13 protein-coding genes are annotated in these 14,667 nt (G+C 73.2%); 11 read left to right on the forward strand and 2 right to left on the reverse strand.

All coding sequences use genetic code 11. The annotated features are described in order from the left end of the window. Positions 1-39: 39 nt before the first annotated feature. From R4Z63_RS30775 to R4Z63_RS30795, 5 genes are all read left to right on the forward strand, one after another. Positions 40-1,029 carry a LysR substrate-binding domain-containing protein gene (locus tag R4Z63_RS30775; protein ID WP_384456286.1) on the forward strand — a complete coding sequence of 330 codons (990 nt, stop codon included), beginning with the start codon at positions 40-42 and terminating at the stop codon, positions 1,027-1,029. 73 nt (positions 1,030-1,102) lie between these two features. Next, positions 1,103-2,188, forward strand: a complete 1,086-nt coding sequence (locus tag R4Z63_RS30780) for an S-(hydroxymethyl)mycothiol dehydrogenase (protein ID WP_384456283.1) — start codon at positions 1,103-1,105, stop codon at positions 2,186-2,188. A gap of 272 nt (positions 2,189-2,460) precedes the next feature. Then, a complete protein-coding gene (locus R4Z63_RS30785) occupies positions 2,461-3,765 on the forward strand; it encodes an alpha/beta fold hydrolase (RefSeq protein WP_384454269.1) in 1,305 nt (434 codons plus the stop codon). Between the two features lie 120 nt (positions 3,766-3,885). Then, the gene (locus R4Z63_RS30790; RefSeq protein ID WP_384454266.1) at positions 3,886-5,640 is read left to right on the forward strand and encodes a DNRLRE domain-containing protein; all 1,755 of its coding nucleotides are present in this window, start codon (positions 3,886-3,888) and stop codon (positions 5,638-5,640) included. A gap of 207 nt (positions 5,641-5,847) precedes the next feature. After that, entirely contained in the window at positions 5,848-6,612 is a 765-nt protein-coding gene (locus R4Z63_RS30795) for a PIG-L deacetylase family protein (RefSeq protein ID WP_384454263.1), read from the forward strand. 10 nt (positions 6,613-6,622) lie between these two features. Here the strand turns inward: R4Z63_RS30795 and R4Z63_RS30800 are convergent, their stop codons facing one another. Both R4Z63_RS30800 and R4Z63_RS30805 read right to left on the reverse strand, forming a co-directional pair. Further along, positions 6,623-7,522 (reverse strand): SDR family NAD(P)-dependent oxidoreductase, encoded by a 900-nt coding sequence (locus R4Z63_RS30800; protein WP_384454260.1) that lies wholly within the window; start codon positions 7,520-7,522, stop codon positions 6,623-6,625. A 287-nt stretch (positions 7,523-7,809) separates the two neighbouring features. Then, entirely contained in the window at positions 7,810-8,916 is a 1,107-nt protein-coding gene (locus tag R4Z63_RS30805; RefSeq protein WP_384454257.1) for a hypothetical protein, read from the reverse strand. A gap of 244 nt (positions 8,917-9,160) precedes the next feature. Here R4Z63_RS30805 and R4Z63_RS30810 point away from each other — a divergent pair, with 244 nt between their 5' ends. The 6 genes from R4Z63_RS30810 (at position 9,161) to R4Z63_RS30835 (ending at position 14,445) form a co-directional block, all read left to right on the forward strand. After that, complete coding sequence (locus tag R4Z63_RS30810) at positions 9,161-10,135, forward strand: NADPH:quinone oxidoreductase family protein (RefSeq protein WP_384454255.1); 975 nt, start codon at positions 9,161-9,163, stop codon at positions 10,133-10,135. Further along, on the forward strand, positions 10,132-11,337 hold the full coding sequence (locus R4Z63_RS30815; protein WP_384454252.1) for an acyl-CoA dehydrogenase family protein: 1,206 nt from the start codon (positions 10,132-10,134) through the stop codon (positions 11,335-11,337). The genes R4Z63_RS30810 and R4Z63_RS30815 overlap by 4 nt, the downstream gene beginning before the upstream one ends. After that, positions 11,334-12,455 (forward strand): acyl-CoA dehydrogenase family protein, encoded by a 1,122-nt coding sequence (locus R4Z63_RS30820; protein ID WP_384454248.1) that lies wholly within the window; start codon positions 11,334-11,336, stop codon positions 12,453-12,455. Before R4Z63_RS30815 ends, R4Z63_RS30820 begins: the two co-directional genes overlap by 4 nt. A 128-nt stretch (positions 12,456-12,583) precedes the next feature. Beyond that, entirely contained in the window at positions 12,584-13,123 is a 540-nt protein-coding gene (locus R4Z63_RS30825) for a GNAT family N-acetyltransferase (RefSeq protein ID WP_384454245.1), read from the forward strand. A gap of 59 nt (positions 13,124-13,182) precedes the next feature. Continuing rightward, on the forward strand, positions 13,183-13,551 hold the full coding sequence (locus R4Z63_RS30830; RefSeq protein WP_037917204.1) for a tyrosinase family oxidase copper chaperone: 369 nt from the start codon (positions 13,183-13,185) through the stop codon (positions 13,549-13,551). Between the two features lie 30 nt (positions 13,552-13,581). Beyond that, positions 13,582-14,445 (forward strand): tyrosinase family protein, encoded by an 864-nt coding sequence (locus R4Z63_RS30835; RefSeq protein WP_037917206.1) that lies wholly within the window; start codon positions 13,582-13,584, stop codon positions 14,443-14,445. Positions 14,446-14,667: the final 222 nt, after the last annotated feature.

Consider the following 14,667-nt stretch of genomic DNA (forward strand, 5'->3'; position numbering starts at 1 on the left):
TCCAGTTCACGTTTCTTACTCCCTGCGTAAGCTGAGCCGATGCTCGATGTACGGCGCCTGCGCCTGCTGCGCGAACTCGCCTGCCGCGGCACGATCGCCGCTGTGGCCGAGGCCCTCTGCTTCAGCCCTTCGGCGGTGTCCCAGCAGCTCGGCGTGCTGGAACGGGAGGCCGGCCTGCCCCTGCTGGAGCGCACCGGCCGGCGGGTGCGGCTCACCCCGGCCGGGCAGAACCTGGTGCGGCACGCCGAGGCGGTCCTGGAGCGGCTGGAGCAGGCGGACGCCGACCTCGCCGAGGCCCGCGGGGGCCTCGCCGGCGCCCTGCGGATCGGTGCCTTCCCCACCGCGACCCGCGCGATCGTCCCGGCTGCCCTGATGACCCTCGCCCGTCGCCACCCGGGGCTCGAACCGATGCTCTGCGAGACCGACCCGGCGGCGGTCGCCCATGCCCTGCGGGCCGGGGACCTGGACGTCGCACTGGTCCACGCGTACGACTTCGTACCCGCCGAGCGGGAGCCGGGGCTGGACACCGAGCCCCTGTACGGCGAGGCGATGTACCTGGCCGAGCCGACCGGCGGGAGTCCCGGGGCGGCCGGGGGGTCGGGCCCGCCGGGCGGCCGGGCGACCGCCGGGGACCTCCCGCAGCCGCCCCCGGCGCCCGACCAGGGCGCGGCCCTGCGCACGCACGCCAGGTCCCCCTGGATCACCGCCACGGACGGCACCCTCTGCCACACCATGACGACACGGGCCTGCCAGGCGGCCGGGTTCACCCCCCGGGTGCGCCACCAGGTCGACGACTTCGCGACCGTGCTCGCGCTGGTCGCGGCGGGCCAGGGCGTGGCGGTCGTACCCCAGCTCGGGGTGGCGGGCCGCCCCGACCCGGCGGTGCGCCTCACCCGGCTGGTGATGCAGCGGCGCACCGGCCTCGCCTTCCGCAGCGGGGCCGCCGCCCACCCCGCCGTGGCCGCCTTCGGCGCCGCAGTTCGCGCCGCCCTACCACCGGATCTGGCCGGGTCGCGCGCCGAAGCGTGACACAACTCCCTTACCGGGTGCCGTCCGTGTACGTTCGTTGATCCATACCGAACCGATCAGAGCGGGGTACGACGTGACACATCGAGTACGAGGGGTCATCGCCCGGAGCAAGGGCGCACCGGTGGAGACGACGACGATCCTCGTGCCCGACCCGGGACCGGGGGAGGCGCTCGTCCGGGTGCAGGCCTGCGGGGTCTGCCACACCGACCTGCACTACCGCGAAGGCGGGATCAACGACGAGTTCCCCTTCCTGCTCGGCCACGAGGCCGCCGGAATCGTCGAGTCGGTCGGGCCGGACGTCACCTCCGTGGCGCCGGGCGACTTCGTCGTCCTCAACTGGCGAGCGGTGTGCGGGACCTGCCGGGCCTGCAAGCGCGGGCGCCCCTGGTACTGCTTCGCCACGCACAACGCCACCCAGCCCATGACACTGGAGGACGGCACCCCGCTCTCCCCGGCCCTCGGGATCGGCGCCTTCGCCGAGAAGACCCTGGTCGCGGCCGGCCAGTGCACCAAGGTGGACCCGGCCGCGGCCCCCGCCGCAGCCGGACTCCTCGGCTGCGGCGTGATGGCCGGCCTCGGCGCCGCCCTCAACACCGGGAACGTCGGGCGCGGCGACTCCGTCGCCGTCATCGGCTGCGGGGGAGTGGGCAACGCGGCCGTGGCCGGCGCCAGGCTCGCGGGCGCCTCGCGGATCATCGCGGTGGACCTGGACGACCGGAAGCTGGAATGGGCCCGCGGCCTCGGCGCCACACACACCGTCAACGGCCGCACCGAGGACGTCGTGAAGGCGGTCCAGGCTTTGACCGGCGGCAACGGAGCCGACGTCGTCATCGACGCCGTCGGCCGTCCCGAGACCTACCAGCAGGCCTTCTACGCCCGCGACCTGGCCGGGACGGTGGTCCTGGTCGGCGTGCCCACCCCGGAGATGAAGCTCGAACTCCCCCTCCTGGACGTCTTCGGCCGCGGCGGCGCCCTGAAGTCCTCCTGGTACGGCGACTGCCTGCCCGAGCGGGATTTCCCCCTGCTGATCGACCTCTACCTGCAGGGGCGGCTCGACCTGGACGCCTTCGTCTCCGAAACCATCCCGCTCGACGGGGTCGAGGACGCCTTCACCCGGATGGAGCGCGGCGAGGTGCTCCGCTCGGTCGTCGAGTTCTGACCCGTCCAGGCAGCTGCGGCTCCGGAGGCCCGGCCACCGCCTTCCGCGCACCCCGGTCGCCTTCCGCGCACCCGCGGAAGGCGACCGGGGTTGGGGATCGCGTCCAGCGCCTGTCCCGGACACCCCGCGGCCGGCGTCGTGCCGGTCGGCCCGACCGGCACGACACCCTCGGGGCGCCCCTAGACTCGGGCGGACCGCCGTGCCCGCCGGCGCCTCACCCGGCCGGGGCACGGAACTTCCGTACCTCGCATCCCTGGGGGTCGTCCGTGACCATCGTCCACCGCTACCGTCAGCCCGGCACGGTCCTCACCGACCACCGGTTCTCCGTCCCCCTGGACCACGCGCGCCCGGACGGGGAGCGGATCGAGCTGTACGGCCGCGAGGTGGTCGCCACGGGCAAGGATCCGCAGACCCTGCCCTGGCTTCTGTACCTGGAGGGCGGCCCGGGCTTCGGCGCCCGCCGCTTCGTCGGCCGCCAGGCCTGGCTGGAGCGGGCCCTCCAGGACTACCGGGTGCTCCTCCTGGACCAGCGCGGCACCGGCCGGTCAACCCCGCTGAACCGGCAGACACTGCCCTTGCGTGGCACCCCCGCCCAGCAGGCCGACCACCTTGCCCACTTCCGGGCGGATTCCATCGTGCGCGACGCCGAGATGATCCGCCCCGGCCTCACCGGCGGCGCACCCTGGACCGTGCTCGGCCAGAGCTTCGGCGGCTTCTGCACGGTCCGCTACCTCTCCAGCGCTCCCGAGGGGCTCGCCGCCGCCCTGATCACCGGCGGCCTGCCCGCGCTGACCGCCACCGCCGACGAGGTCTATCGGGCCGCCTGCCCGCGCATTGAGCGCAAGAATGCAGCGCACTACGCCCGTTACCCGATGGACGCCGAGCGGGCCCGCCGGATCGCCGCCCACCTCGCGGAACAGCCGGCCGAAATTCCCGGCGGCCATGTCCTGACGGTCGAGGCCTTCCAGTCCCTCGGCATCCTCCTCGGCAGCGGCGACGGCAGCCACCAGCTGCACTACATGCTGGAGGACGCCTTCGTCTCCACTCCTGCCGGACCGGCCCTCTCCGACGCCTTCCTGGAAGGCACTCGTTCCCACCTCTCCTTCGCCGGGCACCCCCTCTACGCACTGCTTCACGAGGCGATCTACGCCCAGGACCCGGCCGCGCCCACCGACTGGGCCGCCGACCGGGTCCTGGCGGAACACCCCCGCTTCGACGCCCGCAAGGCCCTCGCAGGTGACGCCCCCGTGCTCTTCACCGGCGAGACCATCCACCCCTGGCACTTCACCACCGACCCGGCGCTCGCCCCGCTGCGCGAGACCGCCGACCTGCTGGCCGCCCGTACGGGCTGGCAGCCCCTCTACGATCCGCAGCGGCTGGCGGCCAACGAGGTGCCGGTGGCGGCCGCGGTCTACCACGACGACATGTACGTGGACACGGAGCACGCGCTGAGCACGGCCCGTGCCGTCCGGGGCCTGCGGACCTGGGTGACGGACGAGTTCGAGCACGACGGCCTGCGCGCGGGCGGCACCCGCGTCCTGGATCGCCTGCTGGCCCTGGTGCACGACGCGGCATGACCGGTGTCCTCGCAGGTCAAGGACGTGCGGGGCGCCCGAATAATCATTCCCGCAGAAGTTGATCACCCGGCTAAGGTGGGTCCTCGTCCCGGAGGAACCGAACTCATGTGTGGAGCATGCATGTCGAGAAGGATGTCGAGCGCCGTCCCACTGGCCCTGGCCGGCGCGCTGGCCGTGACCGGGGCGGTGGCAGGAACAGCGCCGGCCGCCGTCGCCGCGACGATGGGCAGCGCCACGGGTGCGGCGGAGGCCCCGGCCACCGCGCAGGCCTGGACGCGTGTGTCCAAGAGGGAGCCGAACCGCTCCTACTGGAACACCTCCGACGACCTCCGCGTCGGCGACGAGGGCGGCGCGCAGGGGCTGTCGCGCGCCTACCTCCGTCTGGACACCAGCGCGTTCAGGGGTGCCACGGTCTCCAAAGCGACCTTCAGGATCGCCAACACGGGGTCGGCGTCCTGCGCGGGCCGTCCGGTGGAACTGTGGAGCGTTGGTGCCATCTCGGCTCGGACCACGTGGAAGCTGCAGCCCGGGAGGGAGACCCGGCTGGCCACGGTGACGGATGCCAAGGGCGGTGAAGGCTGTGCGGCGGGCGACCTCGAGTTCGATGCCACCGCGCTCGTGAAGGAGGCGGCGGCCACGTCCCAGACCACTGTCACCGTCGGCCTGTTCGCCTCCGACGAATCCGACTCCTCGGCCTGGAAGCGTTTCGCCCCGGCGACCGCGCAGCTGGACGTGGCCATCGGCCGTCCCGCGCCGCCGGTGATCAGCTCTCCCGAGTTCCCCGACGCGTCGAACGGGGTGCCCGCGGGGACTGGGAAGGCGCGTACGCCGGGCACGTTCACCTTCGGCACCGGCGGTGCCGCCAACATCGACAAGATCGTCTACTGGTCGGACTTCGATCCGAGGCAGGTCACCGTGGCGCCGGGCACCAGTGCTGTGATCACGCCCACCGGCTCGGGACCCCACATGATCTACGCGTACAGCCTCGACCGGTCCGGGCGGCGCTCGGACCAGGCCGTGTACAGCATCTGGGCCCTCGGGAACGGCGGGGTGCGCGACGCAGCTGGCGACCTGAACGGCGACGGTCTGCGCGACCTGTGGACTCTCGACCCCGATGGAAGGCTCCGCTTCTCGGCCGGTCGGGCCGACGGCACCTTCGCCGCACCGGTCGACGCCGGGGCGTCGTTCGCTCCCGGAAGTCGGATCGCCGTCGGCGGGGACTGGGGCGAGGACGGCTACAACGACCTGCTGGTGCTCGAGACGGTCGAAGGCCTGGGTGCCAAGCAGATCCGAGTCCTCCCCAACACCGGTCTCGGCAGTGTCCGTCCGCACGACGGCATGCTTCTGAGCGCCATCGAGAGCGACCCGGTGCGGGGCAACGAGCACTGGTCCGATGCTCAGGACATCGCCGACGCGGGTGACTTCAACGGCGACGGCGAGCCGGACCTGCTGGTCAAGCAGGGCGCGAAGCTCTGGGCGTACGCGGGCAGTCGGATCGGGTACCTCGACATGAACGGTGCTCCGGTCCTCGTCGGCGACGGCGGCTGGGACGCCGTCTCGGTCATCGTCCCGGGCGACACCGACGGCGACGGCGCCACCGACCTGTGGGCGCGCGACGACGTCTCGGGCGACCTGTACGTCGTGAGGGGGGCCGAGGACGCTGCCGGCCGGCTCGACCCCACGAGCTGGGCCGCGGCGCAGCGCGTGAAGATCGGCTCGGGCCTGGACCGGACCGCGTATCCGACGCTGGTCTCGGCCGGCGACTTCGACCGCGACGGGCTCGCCGACCTGGCGGCCGTCGGCGCCGACGGCAAGGCCGTCTGGTTCCGTGGTACGGCAACGGGGATGGACGCGACCCCGCGCCCCATCGGCTGACCCCACATCGATCCGCCGGTCCGGCCCCTCATCCAGCGGGGCCGGCGGGGGGTGCGGGCCCCTGTGGGACCGTACCCACCGGCCGCGCGTCGCGCAGCGGCGGAAGACGGGCCACCGGGGCCACCGGGGGGATGCCGTGCGGGCGGGATCGGCTTCCGAGGGGGCCGCTACCGGCCGGTGGCGGCCCCTTCACCTAGGGTGCGACGCATGACCGAACAACGTGATCAACAGGCCCCCTTGGAGCCCATGCCCACCGACTGGCAGCGCGCCCTCGCCGTCGTCGCCCACCCGGACGACCTGGAGTACGGGTGCGCGGCCGCGATCGCCGACTGGACGGACGGCGGCCGCGAGGTGGTCTACCTCCTGGCCACCCGCGGGGAGGCGGGCATCGACTCCCTCGCCCCCGCCGACTGCGCCCCGCTGCGCGAGGCCGAGCAGCGCGCGAGCGCCGCCGTGGTCGGGGTGTCAGCAGTGGAGTTCCTCGACCACCGCGACGGGATCGTCGAGTACGGACTCGGCCTGCGCCGGGACATCGCGACTGCCATCCGCCGGCACCGCCCCGAGCTGGTCATCACCCTCAACCACCGTGACACGTGGGGCGGGGAGCAGGGCGGCGGCTTCTGGAACACCCCGGACCACAAGGCCGTTGGCCGGGCCACGCTGGACGCAGCCGCCGACGCGGGCAACCGCTGGATCTTCCCGGAGCTCGTCTCCGAGCAGGGCCTGGAACCGTGGAACGGGGTCCGCTGGGTGGCGGTGGCCGGGACGAGCACGCCCACCCACGCGGCCGATGCCGGTCCCGGCCTGGAGCGTTCGGTGCATTCCCTGCTGGAGCACCGGGCCTACATCGAGGCGCTGACGGACCAGGACCCCGAGGAGTACGTCCGCACGTTCCTCACCGGGAACGCAGAGCGGGTGGCGGCCCGGTTCGGCGGGCGCCCGGCGGTAGCGTTCGAGGTCTTCCCCCGCTGACCTCCCACCCCTAGTCTGACGGTGCATCAGTTCCGGGTCGTCGGTCGGGCGAGAGGTGCGGGATACGGTGATCGACACCATCTCGACGGAGATCGCCGAGGGCGAGGAGCGGATCCGGCTGGAGGTCGCGGACGGCGTGGCGGTCCTCACCCTGTGCCGCCCGGACCGGCTCAACGGCTGGAGCTGGGAGTCCAGCCGCCAGCTCGGCCTGCTCGCGGACCGGATCCGTTTCGACGCCTCGGTGCGAGCCGTGCTGCTGCGGGCCGAGGGCCGGGCGTTCTGGCTGCCGGGCCTCCCCGGCGCCGGGTGCGGCCCGCTCCAGGCCCTCGCGGATGTCCGCGGTCATGTCGGCGTGCGGGAACAGACCCGGGACGAGCCCGTTGATCTGGATGCCGTACGGTCCCCACTCCACGGCAAGGGTCTCCACCAGGTTCTTCACCCCGGCCTTGGCGGCGGCGCTGTGGGCGAAGCCCGGCCCGCCCGTCCAGGCGTACGAGGCGCCGATGTTGACGATCGAGCCGGGGGTGCCCGCCGCGAGGTGGCGGCGGGCGAACTCGCGGGTCGTGAACCAGGTGCCGGTCAGGGTGATGTCGACGACCGCCCGCCAGGCGTTCGGGGAGAGGTCCTCGGCCGGGGACGGGAAATTGGCGGCCGCGTTGTTGACCAGCACGTCCGGCAGCCCGAGGCCCGCCTCGGCCGCCCCGAAGACCTCGGCGATGCGCTCGGGGTCCCGGATGTCGCAGACGGCGGCGGCCACCCGGCCGGCGCCCGGCACGGCCGCCAGCTCCCGCCGCGCCGCCTTGAGCTGCTCGGGGCGGCGGCCCGCGATCAGCAGATCGGCGCCGAGTCGCGCGAACTCGGCGGCCACGGCCTTGCCCAGGCCGGTGCCGCCGCCGGTCACGAGGACCACCTGCCCCGCGTACGTACCGGGGGGGCAGGGCGGCGGCACCGAGCGGTGGCGGTGCGGGCAGCCCGCGCTGAGGGTTCTCCATGCGCCCATCGATAGCGCGCGGGCCATCGGATCGCCATCCCCGGGCGGCAGCTCCTGCTGATCCTCCCCGAAACGGCCAACGCGATATGTCCTTCAAGGCCGTCCAGGGCGTGGCGATACCCTTGCGGCGCCGATCGGACGTGTCGTCGCCTCCGATCGGCACGGGATCATGGGCACCGACCTGGCGAACCGGTGCGGTCAGCGCACTAGCTGCCGGGGTTGTACGCCTGCTTGGTCGCGCAGGTCCAGATCACCGGCTTGAGCTTGCCCTTGGCGTTCACGGCCGCTCCGCCGACCAGGTCGCTGTCCGACACGGCCTCCGCCATGCTCGCGCCGCCCGCGGCCAGCCGCGGCAGGGCCTTGACCGGGCCGGAGCCGGACCGCAGCAGCGCCTGGTCCGGCAGCGTCATCGCGTCCGGGTGGAACTTGGCCGTGCCGACGCTGACGTTCGTGGTCGGGCTGATGGCCTCGAAGGTCGCGTACGGGTGCGAGCTCAGCCCCCCGGGAGTGCTGCCCGGGCTGCCGAGCGGAGGCTCCCAGACCCACGTGCGGTACTCGTGCCACGGTCCGCCCCAGTCGTAGCCGACGACCCGGCCGCTCTCGTCGAGGTCCTGGACGTAGCTTTCGTTCATCGTGGGATCCAGCAACCGGGCGGCGGTGCCGTCCCCCGGCCACAGCACCGGGTAGGTGCGTTCCACGTGCTCGCCGGTCTCGGGGACCTCGTAGTCCTGCGTCGCCATCCCGAGGACGTCGCCGTGGTTGTTGATGCCGGTGACCATCGTGGTCTGCATCCCCGGGCCGGCGTCGGCCGGGAGGGACAGCTCGCGGACCTTCTGGCCGTCCTTCCATACGGTGGCGACCCCGCCGTCCGAGCGGGAGGCCACGTACCCGGCGTCGTTGACGTCGGCCTCCTTGTCGTAGCCGTAGCTGTCCGGCAGTGGCGTGATCGCCGCGTCGCCCACCCGGTAGGTGAAGAGGGACAGGCCACCGGAGGTACGCAGCATGCCCACCATCAGGCCGTGCGCATTGACGGCGATCACCTGCCCCGTCGCGTTCGGGTCCGCCAGCGGGACCGGGTGCAAGGTGGTGCCGGTCCAGTAGACGGGCTTGTGGCCCGAGACGCCGACGGCGAGGCCGTCCGCGCCGAGGTCGAACACGCCCTGGCTGCGCAGCATGTCGCGCATGTACGACTCGTCCCCGATCGAGTCGAGCACCTGGATCTTCGGCGTGCATTTCGCGTCGCCCGCGGCGGCGGCCGGGCCGGCCGCGGTGACCAGGCCGGCCAGGACGGCGGCGGCTGCGATCGCGGACATGCTTCTTCTCATGGTGGTCCCCCTGGACAGGTGCTGTTCCCCGTTGAGTCATGACACGTGCTCGCCACATCTTGCCTGAAGGTGCGGCGGGTGTGGCCTGAATGGCGCGTGGTGTTCCCAGTCGGGCGCCGTCCGCGGCCGGTCTCCATGGCGCGCCTCCACGGCCCGGCGGTTCACAAGAGGGCAAGCGACCGCTTAGTATGCGCCCGGAGCGTGGTTCCTCGACGGCGGCTGGAGGCCCCGGATGCAGGCATGGCGAGTACATACCCCCGGTGAGCCCCGCGAGGCCATGCGCCTCGAAGAGGTTCCCCAACCCGTCCCCGGCGAGGGCGAGGTGAGACTCCGGGTCCTCGCGGCCAACGTCAACTTCCCCGACGCGCTGCTCGCCCGCGGGCAGTACCAGATCACACCGCCGCTGCCCTTCACCCCCGGCGTCGAGGTCTGCGGAGAGACCGAGGACGGCCGGCGCGTCATCGCCAACCCGAGCCTGCCGCACGGCGGGTTCGCTGAGTACGTCACCGCGCCCGCCCGGGCGCTGCTGCCCGCTCCGGACACCCTCGACGACGCGGAGGCGGCCGCCCTCCACATCGGTTACCAGACCGGCTGGTTCGGCCTGCACCGCCGCGCCCGCCTCCGGGCCGGCGAGACCCTCCTCGTGCACGCCGCCGCCGGCGGCGTCGGCAGCGCCGCCGTCCAGCTGGGCAAGGCCGCCGGCGCCACCGTCATCGGGGTCGTCGGCGGCAAGGACAAGGCCCGCACCGCCGAGGCACTCGGCTGCGACCTGGTGATCGACCGCACGGCTGAGGAAATCGCCCCTCGGGTGAAGGAGTTCACCGGCGGACGCGGCGCCGACGTCGTCTACGACCCCGTCGGCGGGGACGCCTACAACGCCTCCACCAAATGCGTCGCCTTCGAGGGCCGGATCGTCGTCGTCGGCTTCGCCAGCGGCACCGTCCCCACCCCCGCCCTCCACCACGCCCTGGTCAAGAACTACTCCGTACTCGGTCTGCACTGGGGCCTGTACGCGGCCAAGGACCCCGCCGCCGTCCTCGCCTGCCACACCGAGCTCACCCGGCTCGCCGCCGAAGGCGCGGTCAGACCGCTGGTCAGTGAACGCCTCCCGCTCGCAGCGGCCGCAGACGCCGTGCAGCGGCTCGCCGACGGGACCACCACCGGCCGCCTGGTCGTCGTACCGGACCTGGACGGGGCGGCCCGATGACCGCCGACGCCGCCCACACCCCTGCGGAGGCGCTGCGCGCCCGTACCCGGGACCTGCTCGCCGCGCACCCGCCGGCCAGCACCGGACGCACCGAGTTCCTCCGCGCCCGCTTCGACGCCGGACTCGCCTGGGTGCACTACCCCGAGGGTCTCGGCGGGCTCGCCGCGCCGCGCGCCCTCCAGGCCGTCGTCGACGCCGAACTGGAGGCCGCCGGCGCCCCCGACAACGACCCCCGCCGGATCGGCATCGGCCTCGGCATGGCCGCCCCCACGATCCTCGCCTACGGCACCGAAGAACAGAAGCGTCGCTTCCTGCGCCCCCTGTGGGCCGGCGAGGAGGTCTGGTGCCAGCTCTTCAGCGAGCCCGGCGCGGGATCCGACCTCGCCGCGCTCGCCACCCGCGCCGTCCTCGACGAGGGCGCGGGCGAGTGGATCGTCGACGGCCAGAAGGTGTGGACCTCCAGCGCCCACACCGCCCGCTGGGGCATCCTCGTCGCGCGCACCGACCCCGCACTGCCCAAACACCAGGGCATCACCTACTTCCTCTGCGACATGCACCACCCCGGGGTCGAGGTACGGCCGCTGCGCCAGCTCACGGGCGAGGCCGAGTTCAACGAGGTCTTCCTCACCGGCGTCCGCATCCCCGACACCCACCGCCTCGGCGCCGTCGGCCAGGGCTGGGAGGTCGCCCGCACCACCCTGATGAACGAGCGCGTCTCCATCGGCGGCATGCGCATCCCCCGCGAAGGCGGCATGATCGCACCCGTTGCCGCGGCCTGGCGCGAACGCCCCGGACTGCGCACCCATGCCCTCCACCAGCGCCTGCTGGAACTGTGGGTCGAGGCCGAGGTCGCCCGCCTCACCGGGGAGCGGCTGCGCCAGCAACTCGCCGCAGGCCAGCCCGGCCCCGAGGGGTCGGGCATGAAGCTGACCTTCGCCCGTCTCAACCAGGAGATCAGCGGTCTGGAGGTCGAACTCCTCGGCGAGGAAGGCCTCCTGTACGGGGACTGGACCATGTGCCGCCCCGAGCTGGTCGACTTCACCGGCCGCGATGCCGGCTACCGCTACCTGCGCGCCAAGGGCAACAGCATCGAGGGCGGCACGAGCGAAATCCTCCTCAACATCGTCGCCGAACGCGTCCTCGGCCTGCCCCCGGAGCCGCGCGACGACAAGGACCTCGCCTGGAAGGACCTGTCCCGATGACGGCACCGGCAGCCCCCGCGACCCCGGCCGACCTCCTGTACTCCGAGGCCGAGGAGGAACTGCGCGCCACCGTACGCTCGCTCCTCGCCGACCGTTGCCACGCCACGGCAGTCCTCGTCGGGGCCGAGACGGGGCGGCCGCACGACCCGGCCCTGTGGCACACCCTGGCCGTCGAGATCGGCACGGCGGGGCTCCTCGTACCCGAGAAGCTCGGCGGGCTGGGTGCGGGGCACCGGGAGGCGGCCGTGGTGCTGGAAGAGCTGGGCCGGGCCGTGGCGCCCGTCCCGTATCTCACCAGTGCCGTGCTCGCCACGGAGATCCTCCTCGCCTGTGACACCGCCGAAGCCGCCCCGCTGCTGGCGGAACTGGCCTGCGGACGCACCGTCTGTGCCCCGGCCGTGCCGCTGACCCTCGCCCCCGGCGGCCGTCTGCCGGCCCCCGTACGGGACGCCGGCGGGGGGATCCTGACCGGCAGGGTCACCGCCGTGGCGGACGCGGTGGCCGCCGACGTCCTGCTGGTCCTGGCCGACACCGGGCTGTACGCGGTCCCGGCCGGGGCCGCCACCGTGAACCCTGTGGTCGCGCTGGACCTGACCCGCCCGCTCGCCACCGTCACCCTGGAAGCGGCTCCGGGCACCCGCCTCGCGGACCCCGCGACAGCCCGGGCGGCCGTCGCCGGAGCGCTGCTCTGCACGGCGGGGCTGCTCGCCTCCGAGCAGGTCGGGCTGGCCGAATGGTGCCTGACCGAGACCGTCCGGCACGTCAGGGGGCGCTACCAGTTCAACCGGCCCGTCGGCTCCTTCCAGGCCCTCAAGCACCGCCTGGCGCGGCTCTGGCTGGACGTGGCCTCCGCCCGTGCGGCGGCCAGGGCTGCAGCCGACGCCCTCGCCACCGCTGCCCCCGACGCGCCCCTCACGGTGGCCGTCGCCCAGGCCTACTGCTCCGGGGTGGCCGTCCGCGCCGCGGAGGAATGCGTCCAGCTCCACGGAGGCATCGGCATGACGTGGGAGCACCCGGCCCACCTGTACCTCAAGCGGGCCAAGGCCGACTCCCTGGCCCTCGGTACGGCCGGTCACCACCGGGGCCTGGTGGCCGACTTCGCGGAACTCCCCGCGTAGGCCGTCCCTCCCGTGCCGTGCCGGTCCGGCATCGTCCGGCACGGCACGGCGGGGCACAACGACCCTGTCCTGCCGCCTGCGCCCGGACCGCCGGCGGCAGGTCCCCGAGCGTTTCCTATGCTCTCTGCATGACCGCCGTGATCACCCCGCTGTCCGCGACCGGACTGCGCACCCACCGCGACGAACTCGCCGCCCTGCTGCTCGCCGTGGTGCGCGACGGCTCCTCACTGGGTTTCCTCGATGACCTCGACCACGGGGCCGCAGCCGCCTGGTGGGACTCCCTGCTGCCCGCCGTCGAGGACGGATCCCTGGCCCTGTGGGTCTCCCGCACCGGCGCCGGCGGTCTCGTCGACGGCACCGTCAGCTGGTACCGGGAGTCCAAGCCGAACGGTCGCCACCGCGCCGAGCTGCGCAAGCTCATGGTCCACCCGGACTCCCGCGGCCGGGGTACCGCCCGCGCCCTCCTCGCGCACGCCGAGGCCGAGGCGGTCCGGGCCGGGGTGCTGCTGCTGTTCCTGGACACCGAGACCGGTAGCGGCGCCGAGCAGGTCTACCGGTCCGCCGGCTGGGCACAGGCCGGCACCATCCCCGACTACGCCGCCGACCCGGAGGGCCGGCTGCACCCGACGACCTTCTTCTACAAGCGGCTCCGCGGCGCCGACCGGTGACCTCGCCCGCCGCGCGGCGTTAGACCCGTAGCCGCCGGCCACCGAGCGAGGGAGACCGCATGTCCGCAGCAACCGCCGCCGCACCACTGACCCGACGCGCGCTTCTGCGTACGGCGTTCACCGCGGCCGTGCTGGCCGGGACGGGCGCGGCCTTGGCCCCCGTACTGCGGGCCCGCCGGCCCCGGCAGACCCTCACGCCGGCACCGCTCGCCGAGGAGGAGACCTACCGCGGCCGGCACATCGCCGTGGACGTCGCCGGGGTACGCATCGACGGCCGCCCGCTGCATGTCATGCGGCGGGCCGACGGCAGCTACCTGAGCGGCATCAACCACTTCCAGTCCTATCCGACCCCACTGGAACTGGCCCGTGCCGCGGTCGACGAACTGGGCACGAACCAGTTGGCGTTCGCAGCCCCGCACCACGGCTGACAGACCCACGGGAACGGGAGGAACGACGCGTTGCACGTCCGGCAGAACCAGAAGAACCTCACCAGCGCCCAGAAGAAGCGGTTCACCGCGGCGGTACTGGAGCTGAAGCGCAGCGGCGCCTACGACGCCCTGGTGCGCACCCACGACACGTACTTCGTGCCCGACCGCGACCGCAAGCTGCGCGTCGGGCACATGTCCCCGTCCTTCTTCCCCTGGCACCGGCTCTATCTGCTGGAGTTCGAGAAGCAGTTGCGGCAGATCGACCCGGGGGTGTCCGTCCCGTACTGGGACTGGACCACCGACACCAGCCCGGTCTCCTCGCTCTGGGCGGACGACTTCCTCGGCGGCACCGGCCGTTCGACCGATCGCAAGGTGATGACCGGCCCGTTCGCCTACGACAAGGGCAACTGGACGGTGACCGTGGGCATCACCGAGTCCGCGTTCCTTACCCGCAACCTGGGCAGGCCGCAGAATCCGATCGCCCTGCCCACCCCGGCCGAACTCCAGTGGGCGATGGACGATCCGGTCTACGACGTCGCGCCCTGGGACTCCACCGCCACCGCGGGGGGTTTCCGCAACAAGCTGGAGGGCTGGGCCGCACCGAAGCGGGAGCGCTGGCGCAACCACAACAAGGTTCACCAGTGGATCGGCGGCCACATGACGGGCGGCACGGCGCCCAACGACCCGGTGTTCTGGCTGCACCACGCCTTCGTGGATCTGATCTGGGACCGCTGGCAGCACAAGCACCCGAGCTCGGGCTACCTGCCCGCGGCACCCCTGCCGCTCGGCGACCTCCAGCGCGGCCGGGTGATCGCCCTCGACGAGCCGATGCCCCCGTGGAACGTCACTCCGCGCGAGGCCCTCGACCACCAGGGCCTGTACCGCTACGAATGACCCGCCCGCGGGGCCGGGCGGGGCGGCCGCAGCACACAGGGGAAGGGCCCCCGCGAGCTTAGGTTCTAGTGGTCGTTGCAACACCCCAGTTCAGGGGTGGCAATGGACTTCAAGATCCGGGAGGACCGGAGGCCGCAGGGACCCAGGAAGCTGGTCCAGGAGCGGGAGGCATACTTCCGGCTTGTGGATCAAGGAATGGGCTACTCCGAGGCTGCCGTGGTC

The organism is Streptomyces sp. PL-29 (assembly GCF_058344425.1).

Excerpts from the sequence above, each read along its gene's own strand:
- R4Z63_RS30795 (WP_384454263.1), top strand. The coding sequence starts at position 5,848 with ATGACCGAACAACGTGATCAACAGGCCCCCTTGGAGCCCATGCCCACC.
- R4Z63_RS30810 (WP_384454255.1), top strand. The coding sequence starts at position 9,161 with ATGCAGGCATGGCGAGTACATACCCCCGGTGAGCCCCGCGAGGCCATG.
- R4Z63_RS30790 (WP_384454266.1), top strand. The coding sequence starts at position 3,886 with ATGTCGAGAAGGATGTCGAGCGCCGTCCCACTGGCCCTGGCCGGCGCG.
- R4Z63_RS30805 (WP_384454257.1), bottom strand. The coding sequence starts at position 8,916 with ATGTCCGCGATCGCAGCCGCCGCCGTCCTGGCCGGCCTGGTCACCGCG.
- R4Z63_RS30825 (WP_384454245.1), top strand. The coding sequence starts at position 12,584 with ATGACCGCCGTGATCACCCCGCTGTCCGCGACCGGACTGCGCACCCAC.
- R4Z63_RS30830 (WP_037917204.1), top strand. The coding sequence starts at position 13,183 with ATGTCCGCAGCAACCGCCGCCGCACCACTGACCCGACGCGCGCTTCTG.
- R4Z63_RS30820 (WP_384454248.1), top strand. The coding sequence starts at position 11,334 with ATGACGGCACCGGCAGCCCCCGCGACCCCGGCCGACCTCCTGTACTCC.
- R4Z63_RS30815 (WP_384454252.1), top strand. The coding sequence starts at position 10,132 with ATGACCGCCGACGCCGCCCACACCCCTGCGGAGGCGCTGCGCGCCCGT.
- R4Z63_RS30775 (WP_384456286.1), top strand. The coding sequence starts at position 40 with ATGCTCGATGTACGGCGCCTGCGCCTGCTGCGCGAACTCGCCTGCCGC.